Source organism: Winogradskyella sp. HaHa_3_26, assembly GCF_019278425.1.
GTDB classification, from domain to species: Bacteria; Bacteroidota; Bacteroidia; order Flavobacteriales; family Flavobacteriaceae; genus Winogradskyella; species Winogradskyella undariae.
The window spans coordinates 3,942,537-3,962,961 of record NZ_CP058981.1 but is presented as its reverse complement, the minus strand read 5'-3'; the positions used below and the strand labels follow the sequence as shown (position 1 = coordinate 3,962,961).

Genomic DNA, 20,425 nt, shown 5'->3' with positions numbered 1-20,425 from the left:
ATTAAACTATTTCGTCTTTTAAATTTATGCTATTTTAATTAAATTTATTAAGGCTCTGTAGATATAACAACCTCCTTTTCCTTGGGTATACTACCTCCACATCCTTCAGAACCGTAAACAGATTCAGCATATTGTTCAAACTCAGCTTCACTACACCAACCATGATATGTACCATTAAATGGGCAGTTTAAACCTCCATCTATCGTGTAACTTTGATCACAATCGTATTCAAAAATGTCATTATTTATATTTTTGGAAGAAGAAAATGACAAGACTCCTAATGCGCAAATTAACGCAAAAATAGTTTTTTTCATAATTTAGATTTTAAATGGTTAATAAAGAAGACGAAATAGTTCTTTAAAACTAACTAACTAATATAAACGTATGTATTTAACAAAGTTTTAACAATCCAAAAAATAATTTATAAAATGAATTTTACTGCAAATAGACTTGAGTTAACTATTTTATTACTTTTACAAAAAACTAATAAAAACACAATGTCAACAGCAAAAAAAGAATACAAAAGAATTACAGTAAAAAGCCTTGTAGATATGAAATCTAGAGGTGAAAAAATATCTATGCTTACCGCTTATGATTACACCATGGCAAAAATTGTTGATGAAGCTGGTATTGATGTTATTTTAGTTGGAGACTCAGCAAGTAATGTTATGGCTGGTCACGAAACGACTTTACCAATTACTTTAGATCAAATGATTTACCATGCGTCATCTGTTGTTAGAGCTATTGATCGTTGTTTAGTAGTAGTAGATTTACCTTTTGGTAGTTACCAAAGTGATCCAAAAGAAGCTTTACGCTCTGCTATTAGAATTATGAAAGAGTCTGGAGGACATGCTGTTAAAATGGAAGGTGGTAAAGAAATAAAAGACTCTATTAAGCGTATTTTACATGCTGGAATACCGGTAATGGGACATTTAGGTTTAACACCGCAATCTATATACAAATTTGGTACTTACACAGTTAGAGCAAAAGAAGAACAAGAGGCTGAACAATTAAAGCATGATGCTTTAATGCTAGAAAAAATAGGATGTTTTGCTATTGTATTAGAAAAAATCCCTGCTGCATTAGCTAAAGAAGTAGCTGAAAGTGTTTCTATTCCTGTTATCGGTATCGGAGCTGGCAATGGTGTAGACGGACAAGTTTTAGTATTACATGACATGTTAGGAATGACTTATGAGTTTCAGCCACGTTTTTTACGTCGTTATTTAAATTTATATGAAGAAATGACTACGGCTATTTCTCAATATGCAGATGATGTAAAAACTGAAGATTTCCCTAATGATAATGAACAATACTAATTATAGATTGTTAGATTACTCGATTGCTAGATTCTTGGATTAATCACAACTTGAAAAATTTAATGATTTGAAATATCTAGTTCTCAAAACAAAAAAAAGTTTTATGCACCGTTTTAAAGACTTAGAAATTTGGAAAAAGAGTAGAGTATTTTGTTCTTCTATTTATGGTATAACATCTAAATTTCCTGAATCTGAAAAATTCGGTCTTACCAATCAATTAAGAAGAGCCTCTGTATCTATCCCTTCTAATATAGCAGAAGGATCATCGAGAAATTCAAATAAAGATTTTTCCAGATTTCTTCAAATTACTTTAGGTTCTGCGTATGAAGTTGAAACACAATTATTAATTGCTTCTGATTTAAATTTTATTTCAAAAGAAGAACTAGATAAACTTTTACTTGAGCTAAATTCTATTATAAAAATGACTTCAAAATTTAAATCTACCCTGAATTAAATCTAAAAATCGAGTAATCTAAAAATCTAATATGTCTAAAATCCTTTCTAATAAAAATAATCTTCAAGTTCTTCATGAAGACAACCACATCATCATTGTAAACAAACGAGCTGGTGATATTGTGCAAGGAGATAAAACAGGTGACAAGCCTTTAAGCGACGTTGTGAAATCTTATTTAAAAGATAAATATAATAAGGATGGTAATGTATATTTAGGTGTTGTACACCGTTTAGACCGACCTACAACAGGTATTGTAATGTTTTCTAAAACGAGTAAAGCATTACCTAGACTTAATAAATTATTTGCGGAGAAAACAGCGAAAAAGACCTATTGGGCTTTAGTTAAAGAACAACCGCCAAAAACGAGCGACACCTTAATTCATTGGCTAAAAAAGAATCCAAAAAACAACAAATCTACAGCATATATTAAAGAAGTTGAAAGCAGTAAAAAAGCAATTCTACATTACAAAGTCATCCAAAAACTTGATAATTTCTTTTTATTAGAAATTGATTTAGAAACCGGAAGACATCACCAAATCCGTGTGCAATTAGCCTCAATAGGTTGCTCAATAAAAGGAGATTTAAAATATGGCTTTGATCGTAGTAATAAAGATGCTAGTATTAGTTTACATGCTAGAACCTTGCGTTTTGTACATCCTGTAAAAAAAGAAGAGGTATTCATTACAGCTCCATTACCGAATGATCCACTTTGGAATGCTTGCTATATTTAAATTGTTCTATATGGATATTCCAACGTAAGTGTCGTGCCTTTATGCTTTTGAGATTCTAGGTTATATTTAGCACTTAATAGTTCTGCTCTTCTTTTCATGTTAATTAATCCAGAGCTTTTTGCTACAGATTCAATGTCATAACCAATACCATCATCCTCTATTTTTATTCTTAGTAGTTGATCTTGGTAAGACAAATTAATATTTAAATGCTCAGCTTCAGCATATTTCAATGTATTTGAAAAAAATTCTTGAAGAATCCTAAATAAGATAATTTCATCTTTTTTATTCTCAAAATTTACCTTATCACCTGTTATTGATAACGTAGAATTAATAAGCCCTGATTTATTTAAGCGCGCCACTTCATTTTTTAAGGTAGTATCAAAACCTAAATTAAAGATAACGTCACTATTTAAAGATTTAGACAAGGCTCTCACTTCATCTAATGTGCTTTTTAGAGTTTCTGCTGCATTTTTAACTTTAATCTTAGCTTCGTTATTTACAGCTGCTAAAACTGCATTCATTTGCATCGTAGAGATAACAAGCATTTGCCCAATATTGTCATGTAATTCTCTACCGATATGTTTTAAAGTTTGTTCCTGAATTTCTTGTTGCGTTTTAAAAAGCTCGTCATCAAACTTTTGTCTTTGTTTAATTTTATCTAAAAGCAGTTGATTTTTTCGCCTTTGAAAAACGACAAAGAAAACAATTATTAAAGCAGTAATTATTACCAACACTCCGATCATGTAAACTAATAGGTAGCGCTCTGCTTGTGAAGTTACTATTTGATCTCCGTTTTGCAATATATTAAGGCTAAAGACAGGGTTAAATAAAAAATAAAATTTACACTTAAAAAAATTTGCCACTTTAGTATTACAAAATTCCAATCTGCTGTCGAAAAATAAACTTCGTAAAACATTATTGGACCTGTCACTAACGTCCAAATTAAAATAGCAATATTAATATAAAAATATATAGACTTATAAAAATAGGTGATCCTAAAGGACTGTAAGATATCTAAAAGATATAGAAAAACAGCGACAAATATCATCCATATACTCGATATTTTTAAGAATACCTCCATAGGATTAAATAACGACTCAAAATTAAATATTCCATATAAAACGAATTGAACTATGTAAACATAGTAACAATATTTAAGTGCTTTTTTATAACCTAAGTTGTAAATAACCTTAAAGTTAACCAATGTAATAAAACTAGATAAGCCTGCAAACCAAAAAATTATATACCACCAATAATTTGCTTCTATTAATGTACCTTTAATTAAATCAAACTTATCTAAATCTTTAAAATATGAAGGATACCTACCAATAACATCTACCAAAAGCGCATATACCAAAAAGTATATTAAATATTTAGCTGCGGTAGATTTATATTTATTTAAAAAAAATAATCCTGTTACGGCTGCCATGGTTCCAATAGAGTAATTAAAAATAGCGTAGTATTCCTTAAAAAATTCTTGCATAAAACAAGGCGTTTACTGAGGATAATTGGCGGATGGCGGATGACCCTCAGACCCCATATCTAAACCATCACTATCCTTTAAATCTTTACTTCCGCCTTTTAAAGAGAAGATACTACTTTCTGAAGTGTTCTCATAACCTGTTGGCACAAAAAACAATGTTGTTAAACCTTCTTCTTCATTGGTATCTGGATGCGCACCTAAATACAAACGTAATCCATCTAATGTATTTCCATTTTCTATGGCCTGCTGCTTTGCATAGGCTATATAATTTTCTATATCTTCTATTTTATACCAAGATGATCTGTTATCTCCTGTTTTAGAATCTTTAAACAAGGAATCGTTAATAATTTTGTAACGTTCATTATATTCTTGACTAAGCATCTTAATTTCATCTGGTGAAATAACACCTGATGGTGGCTTACTAGCAGTGTGTTTTTCTGTCTTATGATTGTTGCTGTTGTATAGAAATACAACCAAAGCACCAACAACAAAACCTATAATAAGTAATCCAATATTCTTCATAAGAATGTTTGTTTCAATTTAAAGTCGCTGAAAAGTATTAATTTAATTTTATAAAAAAATGTATTCACTCTTTTATATTCACTCTTTACTAATTTATTAATCCCTATTTAAGTTAAGTAACTTCAATTTCTAAATTTAAAATTAATATCATTTTTATATAAATTATCAATATCAAACATTCAAATCATTAAAAAGTCAACTCTATAAATCGCCTCAACTTTAAACAAAAAAACAAATTGAAAATCTCACAATTAAAACGATTATACTCGTTTATAAAATAGGATCTAATATTAAAACAAAATACACAAATCACAGTTGAAAAACACACTATTAATAAAATCAATTGAGGTTAACTAAAATTTTAATTATCAATACATTACAACAACCATGTAAACAATAAGATTAATACTAACTGTATTTAAGTAGAACTTAAAATTGACTTCTAATATCTACAATAATACACAAAAAAAACATAGCGAAATAAAAGTGCTATTTCTCTATAGAATTTAAAGCATAGATGGAGAAACTCCCTAACCAATGACCACCTTCGTAACTATCATCAACGATGCTTGGCAGCGAATAATTGATATGTTTATTGGCTAAATTTTGAAGATGTTTGTATTCTGGTAAATCTTGTGCAATGTAATTAAGATTCCAAGCTCTTGAAAAGTTTACACCATCGAGGTGCACTAATTTTCCATCCGACCGATCAGAAACTTCACCAACAGCAATATCAAAATCAGTTTGAATTAGTTCTGGAATAAAATCACTTATCCAAACCTTAAAATCCTCATTAGATAACACACGTTTCATCAATGCAGCTTCCTCTAAACAAGGCGATAAAAAATCAAAACCGCTTGGCTCCCATTCTATCGGACAGTCTTGATCATCATCATAAAAATCCTTTGCTCTATTCTCAATTAAGATTTGTAATTCTGAATTTTCAACTACCAAAGCATAATCATAAGCAAAACTTAACCCGAATGCCGTATTAGAATGCTCACCAACTCTAATTGGGTAATTTAACTTTGGTAAAAACTCTAAATATTTAGCTACGATTAAATTTGTTAACGGCTGAAGATTCTCTTCCAACTCCTGCCCTACCTCATTATCCCAAGTGTGTAACTCTTCTGCTAATTTTAATAACCAAGCCCAACCGTAAGTTCTTTCAAAAGATGAATTAAATTCACCATCAAAGTAAAGTAACTCTTGCGCTATGTTTTCTTTAGATATATTTTGAAGTAATTTTTGTTCGATTCCTGCTCTGTTTTCTAAATCTGGAAATTGTTTTAAAAGCGAAACCAAACTCCAATGCCCATGAACCGCAGAATGCCAATCGAAACACCCGTAAAAAGCAGGATGTAATTCCTTAGGTGTTTTTAAATCGGAAGCATTACCAATCGTCTGATTCAGCTTATTTGGATATTCTATATCCATACAATGTAATGGTAATTGCGCTAATCGGTTAGCTTGCTCAAGGTTTAAAACTGGCGTATCAACAACCTCAACTTCTGCAAAACTCTCCTTAACTACTACCTGCTCTTTTTCATTATTTCCACAACTAAACGCTAGCACTATAGCTATTAAAATGTATTGTTTTTTCATTTATATTTTCTAATTACTGTCATAAACTATTTAATTAAGTAAAATTACTTATAATTTTAAAAATCAACTAATTAAGTGTTATTATTTAAAATTAACCTAACCAACCTTCGCGATCTAAACTACGATATTGAATAGCTTCACTAATGTGTGCTCCTAAAACATTTTCAGAGCCTTCTAAATCTGCTATTGTCCTAGAAACCTTCAAGATTCTATCGTAAGCTCTAGCGGATAAATTTAAGCGTTCCATGGCAGATTTCAAAAGTAACATTGAAGCTTCGTCCAATTTACAATATTTTCGGATTTGCTTTGTGTTCATTTGCGCATTGTAATGGATGTTTTCTAATTCCTTAAAACGCTCCGTTTGGTTTTCTCTAGCTTTGGTGACACGCTTACGGATATCTACCGAAGACTCTCCATTTCTTTCATCAGCTAATTTTTCAAATGGTACAGGAGTCACCTCAATATGAATATCAATCCGATCTAAAAGCGGACCAGAAACCTTTCCTAAATAACGTTGCATTTCTGCGGGTGATGATGTTACAGGTGCATCAGGATCATTAAAATAACCACTCGGGCTTGGATTCATACTCGCTACTAACATAAAAGATGATGGATAAGTTACCGTGAACTTTGCTCTAGAGATCGTCACTTCTCGATCTTCTAAAGGCTGACGCATTACCTCTAAAACTTCACGTTTAAATTCGGGCAATTCATCTAAAAACAAAACTCCGTTATGCGATAATGATATTTCACCAGGTTGAGGGTAACTTCCGCCGCCGACGAGCGCTACATTTGATATCGTGTGATGGGGACTTCTAAAAGGACGCTGAGCCATTAATCCGGCATGTGACTTAACACGACCAACAACCGAATGTATTTTAGTTGTTTCTAAAGCTTCATGCAAAGTCATTGGTGGCAAAATACTAGGCAATCGTTTTGCTAGCATGGTTTTACCAGAACCTGGCGGACCAATTAAAATAATATTATGACCTCCTGCTGCTGCAATTTCCATACAGCGCTTTATAGATTCTTGTCCTTTTACATCTGCAAAATCAAATTCTGGAAAATCGAGATTTTTATAAAACTCTTCTCGTGTGTTAATTATAGTTTGCTCTAGCGGCTCACCTTTATCAAAGTAATTAATCACCTGAGTGATATTCTCAACACCGTAAACTTTAATATTGTCTACTATAGCAGCTTCTTTGCAATTTTGAATTGGTAATATAATTCCTTTAAATCCTTCCTCTCGTGCCTTAACCGCGATTGGCAGCGCACCTTTGAAAGGCTGTAAGCTTCCATCTAAGGATAGTTCTCCCATAATGATGTAATCCTCTAAGTTTTCCGCCTTAATTTGATTAGATGCTGCTAAAATTCCGATAGCTAAGGTTAAATCGTAAGCAGAACCTTCTTTACGCAAATCAGCAGGTGCCATATTAATGGTGATCTTTTTACCCGGAATTCGGTAACCATTATTCTGAAACGCAGCCGCAATACGATAATTACTTTCTTTAATCGCATTATCTGGAAGTCCTACTAAATGATAACCAACTCCTTTATCAATATTAACCTCAACTGTTATTGTAGAAGCCTCTACTCCAAAAACAGCACTTGCAAAAACTTTTTTAAGCATAAACGACTCATTTTATTAAAATTAAGAAAATCAATGAAATAAAAAAGCTTTTCAAAATTTAAATTAGAAAGCACTAATTTATTCTATTGAAGTTTTTTTTATTCAATTTTTCAAATTAAGCATCAAAATCATCATTATTTCTCTCCTAACTCCCTTAGAAATCATAAAATTAGGTGTTATTTTCAGATGAAATAATTAAAAAATAAAAATAAATTGTTTAAAAAGCAGAGTTATCAACATTAAGTGTAAGAAAAAACACTCATAAACAAACTATTTTATGTATTTCATCGAATTTTTAATACGTTTCATAGGAAAATATTAAATATCATATACTTTTGTAATCCCAAATTTACTGAACGATGAAAAAAAAATTAAAAACAATGTTAACTATCTGTATTACATCAGGTTTTGCACTCTTTTTAGGATGCTCAACTGAGTCTGATTTAGATGAAGAAGTCTGTGGATGTGAACGAGTCACTTACATTGAAGCTAAGTACCAACAGGAGAACACAGGAACCTGGTTGCTCAATTACACAGAAACTGAACGAGAGTCAGTTGATTGCCAAGAAGAGACTAATTATTCAGTACCTCTTGTAGGTATTGAAGCAAGAGAAGTCTATAGAGTAGAATGTAATTAATTTTACAAACTGAGGAAAACAGAAAAACCTTTCAAAACTGAATCTTGAAAGGTTTTTTATTTTTTATAAATGAGCTTTTTACACTCTAATAAGTATCACTACACACACACTACATCACATCTTAATTCTTAATAAATTTTTTGATTGATTTTGATTCGCCAGATTGTATTTCCAAGAAATAAACACCTTTAACTAAAGTTGTAACATCTAAGCTATAATCTATATTTAAAATATTAATATCACTCAACACTCTACCATTAACATCAACAATAGATAATCTATCAATAATTTGATTAGATTTAATTTCTAATTTATTGTTAGCAGGATTAGGAAACAAAAGAATAGATTGAGCATTATACTCATTAACACTTAAAGATTCTACAATTTCTGTATTTACTGTATTTGTTATTATTGCAGGATTAAAATCGAAAAATATATCTGCAGTTCCACTGATAACGTCTCCAATCTCAACACTATTTATTGGCTTTATTTTATAAGCAATATAGCCATGAGAATTAGGTTCATCATTAGTGCTATCTGCTAAGTTAATATTATCAAATATAAAACTCACATCTGTTTCGTTAGATATATCTACGCGACCAGAATGACTTAAACTTTCTAACTGCATAGTTGTCCAATCTAATTTATTATCTAAAACATTATCTACTCTTACATTAATAGCGCTTGCTGTACCTGTATTTTGAAAACGAATTAAATAATGTAAATATTTATCTGATTCTTCAATCGTAATTTCTTCTCCTTCTAAAACTGTAATGTCGTTTGGATCGTAAGATCCTATAACGGTTTGCTCTAAAGTGAACACATTATCTTCTTCTGTTTCGTCTCCTGAAACTGGGTTTATGACTGCTATCGCTTCAAGCACATCATCTATGTTTGTGGTTGGTGGAGCAAAAACGTTGAACTCTAAATCTATGGTTCTTGTTTCAAAAGGATTTAGGTCTGTAAAATCGAATGTTAATGTGTTTGTTGTTTGTGATGCTATAGTTTCACTTGCGCTAAGAAAATTTAATTTTGAATTATTAAACTCAAACGATACAGAACCACTTAATTGTGTTGAGCCAATGTTGTTGTAAACTAATTGGTACTTGGTGTTAAAACCTGGTCTTGGGTCGTCAAATGATGGGTATATAGCAACAGAAAGGTTATTTAATAGCGCTATAGGTGCTATACATAAGTTTTGTTCTATTTGATTTCCCAAATTATTAAACTCAAAAATTTGATTCGAAGGTGAAGTTGAAAACATTTCAGAATTCACCTCAGCATTTAATGTAAACTCTCCTTCTGAAACATATAGCAAATACGCTCCGTCTTGGTCAGTAAAGGTTCCAAATAAACTATCACTACTTTCTGCATTGACCTGAATAGATTGTAAGTTTACATCTCCAGCATCACAGCCATCACTATCATCGTCATAAGTTATTATTCCACTTATTTGATTCGTATCTGTAGCACACAGATTCAAAATTTGTTCTTCATTTTGACATCCAACACCATTAAACACATTAATACTTGAAGACACATTATCTAAACTCAAATAATTACAAATACTAGCTATATTACAAGCCGATAATTGAGGATTACCTTGAATATAAAGATCTGTCAGATTTAAGTAATCAATATTAGATAAACTAGAAATATCTACAAGATTATCATTGCCTCCTAAAGAAATACGGTCTACTTGGTCTAAGTTTTCCAATCCATTTAAAGTTGTAACAGCATTATTACTAATAGCCAAATAATTGCCAACACTAGTTAAACTCTCTAAACCAGAGAAATCATCACAAGCCGTATGATAAATCCTAAAATCACCACTTACAGTAGTTAAAGCATTAAGACCTTGAAGTGACGCTAAATTATAATTGGTACTAATTTCAATATCACCACCAACAGTAACAAGAGAAGATAAACCTTGAACATCCTGAAGAACAGAGTTTAAAACGATATCAATATCACCACCTACACTAGTTAAACTAGTTAAATGATCAATACTAATTAATCCATGATTCTCTCTAATACTTAAATTACCTGTAACAACCTCTAACCCTTCTAATCCTTCTAAACTGGCTAACATTGGGTTACCAATGGAATTATACCCAGAGTTATCATAAACACCTAATCTTAAATCACCCGTAATGGTGGTTAAATTAGAAAATCCTGTAATATCTGTAAGTACATCATTCTCATTAATATTTAAATAATTACTAATGCTTTCTAAATTTTGAAAACCTGTAACACTCTGTAATTGGGCATTAGTTAGAATTATTAGCGAATTACTTATTTCTGATAGACTATTAAAACCAGAGACAGAAGAAAGATTGGCATTATAACGTATTTCAACACTTCTATAACTACTACCTGTGTCCTGAATACTTGTTAAGGCATTAAAACCCGAAATTTCCTCCAAAGCAGAGTTAACTTCTATAATCAAAATCCCTCCTATTTGTGTAAGCGCATTAAAACCAGATAAACTTGTTAATCCTTCATTACTATTAATATTTATATTACCATCAACTAAGGTTAAACTATCAAAAGGTAAACTGGTTATAACATCCACGGAATCATTGTAAGAACTACCAATACCAATACCTCCTCCTATACTTTCTAAATTATTTAAAGCATTAACATTAGTTAATACAGTATTATTAGAAATACCTAAATATCCACCTAATGAAGTTAGGTTCTCAAGACCATCAAGGTTTTCTAAACTCAAATTACTCCCTATTCTTAGAGCATCATTAATCTGTGTTAAACTATTAAGCCCATTAAAATTTATAAGACTATCATTATATCTTACTTCAAATTCTCCATTGATTAAACTTAAATTTTGAAAACCCGAAAAATCTTGGAAATTATCATTGTAAGTTATCGCAAAATCACCTTGAATAGTTTGCAACTGATAAAAACCAGATGCTTGTGCAAGCATTATATTTTCATCAATAACAAAATTACCACCTACATTATCTAAAACATTAAATCCTGAGATTTCAGTTAACGAATCATTGTTGTCCACAGTAAAATCACCTTGCACTTCACTTAAACTATTAAAACCTGCTATATCCTGTAATTGATTATTAGATAAAACTAATACATTACCCGACACAGATAACAATTGATTAAAAGCATTATCTAACTGTAATATCGCATTTCCACTAATGGTAAGATTGCTAGAAATGTTTAACAAATTATTTGCACCAACAAACTCAGTTAAACCAGTGTTATTAGTTATTGAAACACTGCCCTGAACTCCAGCCACAGCATTAAATGCATTTACACTTAGTAATGAGTTATTATTTTTAATACTTATATCTTCGATGACATTTGACATAAAATTAAAAGCATTTATAGATGTCATAGCGTCGTTATTATCTATAAGGAATAAACCACCAACTATAATTACATCATTCAAATCATCGAGATGAACAAGGCTTGAATTATCTTTTAATTCAAAATCACCTCCAACATCTGTTATACTAGAAAAAGATGTCATATCTGTTAATGAATCACAATTATTTATTGAAAGATTACCACCAACTGTTGTAACATTTGACAAAGAAGAAAAATCTGTAGACGCATTTAAAGATTTAATATCTAGCTTACCGCTAATTGTTGTAATATTTTGCAACCCTTCTAACGATAACAAATTGTCTAAATAATAGAGTAACACGTTTCCCTGAACAGAATTTATGAAAGACAGACCTGTAATATCACTAACTCCTGAACCTTGAATGGATAAAGTAGATTGAAGATCAGAGCAATTAGGATAATTTAATATAAACGCCTCTATATCTGCCTGAGTACTTAAATTTACTTGAGTTGTTGGGCATTGCGCATTTATATTAAAACTAAAAAACAAAAGAGCAAGACTTAATAATAGTGTATATCTATTCATAATTATGTTAAGTTGAATTCAAATCTAAACTATAAGAAGTTAATAGTAAACTCCTAAGTATATTTCTCGTTATAATACACATTCATCTTTAACAATAGAACCAACAAATCCTCTATACTTTTACTTTTCTAAATAGAGATTTTGAATGTTGTTTAACCCGTTCTACAGAAAACTAATCCTATAAAAAAACCTTTCAAAATTAAATTTTGAAAGGTTTTCATATTGTAAATAATAAAATCTATTCTTTTAAAACTTTAATAGTTCTTGTTGCTTCACCCACCTTAACCTCTACAAAATACATTGCTGATGGTAAATATGACATATCTATGGTTGCATTTTCATTATTAATAACTTCTGTTTGCAAGAGTCTTCCCGTAACATCTATTATAGAGATTTGATCTATTATTGTAGAATTAGTCAAAAATAACTGATCATTTACTGGGTTTGGACGGAATGAAAATTCAGAAAACAAATAATCATTAGCGCTAAGCGTACTTTCCTCACCAAACGTAAGATTATCTAAATAAGCTTTATCATCACTATTTTTACCAAGTTGCTGTAAAGACACTCTTAAAGTGTTGCCTGCATAAGACGAAAGATCTACTTCAACATTTTCGTAGTCATTTGCATTATCCGCATTAAAACTCACAAGTTCACTACCATTAACCACAACTCTAAACACGGATTCAGTATTAGAATTTAAAAATGTTTGTCTTAAATCGAAATTCATAAATAATTCTGAAACGTTTGTGGCATCAATTTCAAAATTCACTTTAGAGATAAAGTTTTGATTTTCTAACCAATTTAGATCTGCATTTCCTGTATTATACCAGGCTGTGTTATCTGAACCACCTCTCATCATAATAACATCTGCTCCGCTATCATTCGTAATTCTACATTGGGTATTTTCAGTTTCTTCTAAAATTAAACCTTCAAGATATCCACTATCAAAATCATAACTTACAGCAGAACCACTTGGCACCTCAACGCGCTCTTCATACTCCCCTTCTAAACTAAAGGAATCAACTGAAATGGTATGAACGATAGAAGAATACCCAAAATCTAATAAAAATGAATAATCACCATTTACGATTGGTGTAAACGTCGTTTCTATGGTGTAATAATTATAGAACCCATAACTATATTCTGAAAAATAATTAATATAATTATCTAAAGCATCTGTTGTGTTTCCTTGACCTGTCCATATTTTAACACTTTGTGAGCTATAATCTCCAGCCTCTTTTCTCATTTTAAATGACAATGTATATGTTGTACCAGCTTGTAAATTAAACATTGGTGTTATCATGTAAGCCTCAATACCATATTCATCAAAAATAGCGTAGAGATAATCTGTATCTCCATCTCCAACTTGATAAGCACTTAAATTAGTATTACTAGACACCCAAACATCATCATTCTGAAAACAGTCTGGTAATATTCCTTGACCATAAGCATCCATAGTATCAAAGTTCTCTACCCATGGTACAGATTCTACATTACAAGCTGTGGTGGCATTAATTGGACCAACCCACTCACTATTTCCTGATGAACCACAATTTGTTCTGACATAAAACTCATAAGTTGTTTCAATATCCAAACCACTAATCTCTATTTGGCTGATTGTTGAGCTAACTATTGTTCCGGTTCCTTGTGTGAATCCTTGTATACCATATTCTACATCAAAAGCTTCACCTGACCCTAAATTCTCCCAAGAGATCGTTACACTTGTATCTGAAACCGATAAGAAATCGACATTTATAGGTTCTAAACACATTGGTCTTTCTTTATACTCTATATCATCAAACATTACTCTAGAATAATCATTTTCTTCATTATGCATAATAGCAATATGATGCGCATCCCCTGTATATGTCGCAAAATCGATTAAAAACTCTTTCCCGAATAATGGAATCTCTTCTGCCCAAATGGTTTTAAATGGTATAAATGTTTCACTGTCTAAAGGATTTGTCATGGTACCGATTATGATTCCGGATTGATTATAAGTAGAGCCCGTAGATTCATTTCTCACCCAAATCTTAAGAATTTTATTTGCATCTAAATCGGATAGAAATGGAGAAATTAAAACACCTGCTAAAGGTGAAGTATCTGAACCATAATAATTAACAAAACCTACATTTGGTGATGAACTAGGGCTAACCACAAGTCCTTCTGAATTGTAAATCCCTGAAACCGAACGATCGTTTCTTGTCCAGCAGAAATTTGGAATACCACTATTTGAATTTTGATAATATGCATTATAACTATCAAAATCCTCATAAAAAGGTGCAGATTCTACACAAGTTATAGTAAAAGCATAAGGCACACTCCAATCGCTATAACCACTCTCGACATTACAATATGCTCTCACGCGATATTCATAATTAGAAAACGTATTTAAACCATCTAAAACAAACGGGTTTGAATTGGCTTGCACCACTGTACCTTCACCGATATTAAAATCTATAGGTCCATATTCAATTTCCCAATTTTGAGGGGCTTGTTGTGTATTATTATCTTGCCATGTCAGCGTTATTTCACCAGAATCACTTTGTGTCGCTTCTAAATCTGTTGGTATAATGCATGAATTTTCAGAATACTCAAAATCATCAAAAAGAATTACTTGACGCTCATTTATACTTGCTTGTCTTATTCCTATATACTCATCTTCTAAATAATAATTAGATAAATCTACCTCATATTGTGTCCAAGTATCTTCATTTTCAGCAGCATTTGTAATTGTAAAATATGGTGTAAATGTGGTATAATCATCTGGATCTGTCATGGTACCAATAACAATCTCGGTTGGTGAGGCATACACGCTAGAAATTGGATACATCCAAAAGGACACTCTTTTATAGTTATCTAAATCTATGAGCCTAGGTGATACCAAAATGCTTTGTTCTGAAACCTCATCGTGCAATGGATGGTTTGTTTCATTCATAAACCAAATTGCTTGCTCACCAGTATGAGCATCTGGCGTATTATAAGCACTATTATTATACACTCTTATCTGCCCTATTTGATCCCAATAAGACGATCCAACTTGTGGCAATAACCCTGTCCAACAATGCTCTAAAAAGCCAGTTGGATGATTTTCGAAACCTTCTTGGTAGCCGACCTCGAATCCTGCACATTTTGTTGTAAACACTTGCTTAACTGACCAATCACTATAACCTGATCCACAATTTGCTCTTATATAATAGTCATAGTCTGTATCTTCCACTAGATTAGAAATCGTAGTAAAAGAACTATCATTTGCCGTCATAACGGTTCCTGTTCCAATTTCAAAACCTGAAAACCCATATTCAATCTCCCATGATGTAGGGTTAGAATTTTCGTAAGACTCCCAACTTACGTCTACAGCATCATAACGCTCATTTAACACTATTGGATAAAGCGGTTCTGTACATTCTGGAATACTTTCATAGGTAAAATCATCTACGAAAAATTCACTTCCAACAAATTCGTCACCATGCTTAATGGCAATATAATGATCAGTACCCGTATAATTATTGAAATAAATGGTATGCTCTTTCCATGCCACCACATCTTCTTCATAGCTTTTATACTCATTCATTTCTTCTGGTGTAATGGTTTGCACCAAACTAAAGGTGCTACTATCATTGGGATCGGACATTGTACCGATATGTAAGCTAGACCTATTGTAATCTGAACCTGAAGACCCTTGACGAGAAATTAACTGAAGTCGGATTCTTTTTTCATTATCAATATCTAAAATTTCTCTCGAAACCAACATTAGATTATCGGCTCCGCCTCCTGCATTATCAAAACTATTAGAAAATTTAATAAACTGATTACCGGTATGTGGATATACTGTCCTGCCCACTCCATTATAGTTAACCGTAAAATCCTCAACGGCATTAATATTTATAAAAGTATTCTCAGTCTCTACTATTTTGGTCCAACACGGACTCAATGCATCTTCAAATTCAAAAGACTCAAAGTAATAGGCTTCAACTGGCATACACGTTGTAAAAAACGTGATGACTTCTGACCAATCTGAATACAATCCGTCTTCATCACATTTAGCTCTAACTTTTATGCCGTATTCAGTACCTTCTAGTAAATTATCGAGGGTGAAATTATTTGAGGTAACTATAACCGTTTCTTCAGAATTATAGGTATCAAGCTTCTCAAACTCAAGCTCCCATTCTATATCAGATTCGCCAACACCCCAACTTAAGTTTACACTATTATCATATACTTGCTCTAAAGTTAAATCCGAAGGCACTTCACACAACACTGATTGTAGATAGGAAAAATCATCAATAACCACTTGGCTGCCATTATTAGAGCTCGCTCTTTGATATTTAAAGGCTATATATTTATCCGTTCCATTATAATTATTTAAGAATACGGTGTACTTTTCCCAAGCATTGCCTTCTACACTTCCATCAATAGTTTCTAAAGTTTCAAAAGTTGAATAATCTTCTGGATCCGTGATTGTTCCTACTTTTAATCCTCCATCGTAATTACTGATGTAAAATTCAATTTTTTTATCGTTAGACAAATCGGTAAGTAATGGTGACACCATCATAACACCATAACTGGAATACGAACTGGTATCTTCCATATATGCCGAATAACCATCGTCACCAAAATTATTATCGATAACCATCTCAAAACTAGTCGTGTAACTGTTAGACGAATATTCATAAGCCATCCAACAGACATCTAATGTAGAGCTATTAAAATCATACGTATAACCTGCAGCATACGATTGTCCACACCCAATATCTACCGTAATTTTTTCTGACCAGTCGCTACTATTGTTAGCATCACAAACAGCTCTGACGTAAAAATCGTATACGATTTCCGTTGGTAAACCTGAAACACTAAAAGGATTAGAATCTGCCTGAATAACCGTACCATCATCAAACCAAAAGCCTTCTTCACCATATAGAATTTCCCATTGTGAGGCATTATTGTTAACGTTCCAAGACAATTCAATTTCACCATTTGAAATTGAGGTATTTGAAAAATCGGTTGGTGTTTGACAGGTTGGAATATCTGAATACTCAAAACGATCTAAGTAAATAATTGACGTCCCTCCTATTGGATTTTCTTCAATTTGCATATTGAATGCGATATAGGTATCCGACCCTGAATAATCATCGAAGTTGATTGTAAACTGTTTCCAGTCCCTATAAATCATATCCTCATAGGCTATTGTTTCTTTAACTGTGAACGTATTTGTATCAGTTGGGTCGGTCATTGTACCAACCACCATGTTTGCATTATTATACCTAGGATGTAGCCAAAACTTTATACGCTTACTGCCATTACTTAAATCACTAAATTCTGGTGACACTAAAAAGAGCTCCCCATTTTGCTGGTAATCATTAAATTTAATGGTATTTCCACTACCTCCAAGTGGATATGAATAAGACACATCTACAATATTTGTATTGTATACCTCTGGATCTACACCAGGTAATCTCGACCAACAATTAGCAAACTCAATATCATCAAAATTCTGAGTATAAGATCCCGAAAACGGACCACAAATAGTATGTATATTCTGAAGCTTAAACCAATCGCTATAACTACCTCCGCCACAATTTGATCGGATATAAATATCGTAAGATGAATCTGGGTAAAGGTTATTTATCGTAGTACTATCTCCTATTCCACTGATTATAGTACCAGAACCCAATTCAAAATTAAGTGCACCGTATTGTATTTCCCAATCGGTTACGCCATTTGTGTTTGTCCAAAGTAAATCTGCTGAACTATCTGATAGTGCTGTGACATGGAAGTTCTGGGGTTCTAAACAATCTGGCGTGTTTTGGTATACAAATTCATCTATAAAGAAATCTGCATAATTATCTATTTGTACTTGATTAAATGCCACAAAACGATCATTACCAGTGTAATTTTCAAAATTTATAATGATTTGTTCCCATATTCCTTCTTCCATATTTGAAGAAGAAATCGTTTGATATGGTGTAAACGTTGACAAATCATTTTGAACCGCAAGTGTTCCAACGATAAGGTCAGAATCCCCTTCTTCATTTTTTAACCAAAATTTTATACGCTTAGAACTATTTAGCTCAAATAATTCAGGGGTAACAACAGCTCCTTCATTGTAATTTGAAATTTTAATAGCACCTGTTGATGCCGTCGTATTACCATCTTGTGTAATAAAACCACTACCTAAAGCTTCCCAACAACTATAAAATTCTCCACCGTATCCATCTTCAAAATCATAAGAATAATCTGCAACAATTGCAGGACATGCGGTTGTGAATTTATTTGAATGAGACCAATCACTGGTTTCACTTCCACCACAATTAGATCGTATGTAGAAATCATATTCAGTATCACTCTCTAAGCCCTCTAGTATAAATGGTTTTGAAGTTGCATTCACTAATACACCTGTACCAAGCGTAAAATCTTCTAGACCATATTCAATATCCCAACTTGTAGCACTACCCAAACTTGTCCAATCTATTGACGCTTCTGTAGCATACGTTATAGTTTCAACATCTATAGGAGTTATACAATTTGGTGAATCTTCATAAATAAAATCATCTATATAAGCAATAGTATAAGAACCACTTAACTTAAAAGCCACATGATTTGCATCGCCTGTATAATTTGCAAAATCAACATGAATTTCCCTCCATTGATTCCCGCCTCCATCACTAAATGAAATATTCCTGTAAGGTTCAAAGGTTGTAATATAGTCAGGATCTAAAATTGTCCCAACATTTAGAGACGTTACTTCTGGTGAGTATAACCAAAATGATACGCGTTTATAACTGTCAAAATTTGATAATTCTGGAGTAATTAGTAAAGCATCGTCGTTAGATGCCACGCGCATACCAACAGAATTAGCACCAGAATAAGCTGCTCCAATAGTTTTTACATAGTAATAATTAGATATTGTATGTGGATATTTTCTCCAACATCCATCTATATTAGGTTGTGTTGTTGTTTCAAAACCTTGTGTATAATTAACTGCTACAGCACTACAATCTTCCGGACTACATATTTCTGTAAAATAACTATTATATGGTATTGTAAAATTTGAAGTGGCATAAGCAACATCATCTACACAAATACTACTTAAAGAGGAGGCATTATCTATATTGAAATAAGTAAAAATTGTATTATTTCCATTTTTAGCATTGACAGTTTCTAACAAAAACCCACTAAGATCTAACCACTCTAAATTAGGGTTGTTAGAAACATCTACTGTTGACACATATAGTCCATCAAGTGATAAATACGCTAAACTGCTATTAAAACTGACATCTAGCTCTGAAATATTATTATCAGTGACATATAAATTATATAAGTTAGGATTGTTTGAAACATCTAAACTCGTTAAATTTAAATTACGCAGATATAAACTACTTAAATTAGGCATATTAGACACATTAATCTCATTTTGATTAGAATGCCATAAAGAAATTTGTTCTAATAAATTGTTATTTGAAAAATCTACATTTTCTAAACTATAGCAATACGTTGCACTAAATGCTTCTAAGTTAATATTAGCACTAATATCGAGATTTACGATAGGATTAAAATTTAATTTGAGGTCTTTCAGTGCTGTGTTAGCAGACAAATCTAAATCGTAAATTGAATTTGCTGAAAGATTTAAAATTTCAAGATTTAAATTTGTGTTTGTGTAGAGCTCTGTAAGATTACTACCATTACAAGCTAACTCTTGTAGATTGATATTCTGAGAGATATCTAGAACACTCAAATCATTAGCGGCAAGATTAATAATTTGTAAATTTATATTATTGGATAAATCAATTGATGTTAACCCATTATTATTACAGTGCAATTCTGTAATAGAAACAAAATACTCTATTCCTGTAAGATCAGAAATATCTAACAAACTTAAATTTAAACTTCCCGTGTAAGCTTCTGCTTCTGTAACCTGAATTTCACCATCTCCATTGGTATCAATAATAGGATTGTGAGTCAATAGAGCGGTTTTAAAATTTACATCAGTGATATTTACATCCTGAGAAAAAGATAATTGTGTAACTAAAATACATAAAAGTATTGTAGTAGATAGTTTAAGAAGATTCATTTGGGGCTGGTTTAAAAAGGGTAAGTTCAATTAACTAGGCGGTAATTCTAGAATTCTCAGATT

12 protein-coding genes are annotated in these 20,425 nt (G+C 31.8%); 4 read left to right on the top strand and 8 right to left on the bottom strand.

From position 1 onward, the window contains the following. Positions 1–47: 47 nt before the first annotated feature. The gene (locus tag H0I32_RS17240; RefSeq protein ID WP_179313243.1) at positions 48–314 is read right to left on the bottom strand and encodes a hypothetical protein; all 267 of its coding nucleotides are present in this window, start codon (positions 312–314) and stop codon (positions 48–50) included. A 183-nt stretch (positions 315–497) separates the two neighbouring features. Between H0I32_RS17240 and panB the strand changes: the two genes are divergently transcribed. The 3 genes from panB (at position 498) to H0I32_RS17225 (ending at position 2,500) form a co-directional block, all read left to right on the top strand. Then, positions 498–1,316: a 3-methyl-2-oxobutanoate hydroxymethyltransferase gene (gene panB / locus H0I32_RS17235; RefSeq protein ID WP_179313310.1), complete on the top strand. Its 819-nt coding sequence runs from the start codon at positions 498–500 to the stop codon at positions 1,314–1,316. Between the two features lie 103 nt (positions 1,317–1,419). Further along, positions 1,420–1,770 (top strand): four helix bundle protein, encoded by a 351-nt coding sequence (locus tag H0I32_RS17230; RefSeq protein WP_173588834.1) that lies wholly within the window; start codon positions 1,420–1,422, stop codon positions 1,768–1,770. Positions 1,771–1,801: 31 nt separating this feature from the next. Then, entirely contained in the window at positions 1,802–2,500 is a 699-nt protein-coding gene (locus tag H0I32_RS17225) for an RluA family pseudouridine synthase (protein WP_179313244.1), read from the top strand. Here the strand turns inward: H0I32_RS17225 and H0I32_RS17220 are convergent. From H0I32_RS17220 to H0I32_RS17200, 5 genes are all read right to left on the bottom strand, one after another. Next, positions 2,497–3,300, bottom strand: coding sequence for a sensor histidine kinase (locus H0I32_RS17220; protein ID WP_246293587.1), 804 nt, complete (start codon positions 3,298–3,300; stop codon positions 2,497–2,499). The two genes, H0I32_RS17225 and H0I32_RS17220, sit on opposite strands and share 4 nt — an antisense overlap. Further along, positions 3,279–3,983, bottom strand: coding sequence for a hypothetical protein (locus H0I32_RS17215; protein ID WP_179313245.1), 705 nt, complete (start codon positions 3,981–3,983; stop codon positions 3,279–3,281). Before H0I32_RS17215 ends, H0I32_RS17220 begins: the two co-directional genes overlap by 22 nt. A 12-nt stretch (positions 3,984–3,995) precedes the next feature. Beyond that, positions 3,996–4,505, bottom strand: a complete 510-nt coding sequence (locus H0I32_RS17210; protein ID WP_179313246.1) for a hypothetical protein — start codon at positions 4,503–4,505, stop codon at positions 3,996–3,998. A gap of 489 nt (positions 4,506–4,994) precedes the next feature. Then, entirely contained in the window at positions 4,995–6,110 is a 1,116-nt protein-coding gene (locus H0I32_RS17205; protein WP_179313247.1) for a DUF2891 domain-containing protein, read from the bottom strand. 91 nt (positions 6,111–6,201) lie between these two features. After that, positions 6,202–7,740 (bottom strand): YifB family Mg chelatase-like AAA ATPase, encoded by a 1,539-nt coding sequence (locus H0I32_RS17200; RefSeq protein ID WP_179313248.1) that lies wholly within the window; start codon positions 7,738–7,740, stop codon positions 6,202–6,204. 380 nt (positions 7,741–8,120) lie between these two features. On the opposite strand from H0I32_RS17200, the gene H0I32_RS17195 reads away from it, so the two are divergent. Then, complete coding sequence (locus H0I32_RS17195; RefSeq protein ID WP_179313249.1) at positions 8,121–8,378, top strand: hypothetical protein; 258 nt, start codon at positions 8,121–8,123, stop codon at positions 8,376–8,378. Between the two features lie 121 nt (positions 8,379–8,499). On the opposite strand, the gene H0I32_RS17190 is transcribed toward H0I32_RS17195, so the two are convergent. Both H0I32_RS17190 and H0I32_RS17185 read right to left on the bottom strand, forming a co-directional pair. After that, the gene (locus tag H0I32_RS17190; protein ID WP_179313250.1) at positions 8,500–12,288 is read right to left on the bottom strand and encodes a T9SS type A sorting domain-containing protein; all 3,789 of its coding nucleotides are present in this window, start codon (positions 12,286–12,288) and stop codon (positions 8,500–8,502) included. A gap of 238 nt (positions 12,289–12,526) precedes the next feature. Further along, a complete protein-coding gene (locus H0I32_RS17185) occupies positions 12,527–20,362 on the bottom strand; it encodes a T9SS-dependent choice-of-anchor J family protein (RefSeq protein ID WP_179313251.1) in 7,836 nt (2,611 codons plus the stop codon). Positions 20,363–20,425 lie beyond the last annotated feature (63 nt).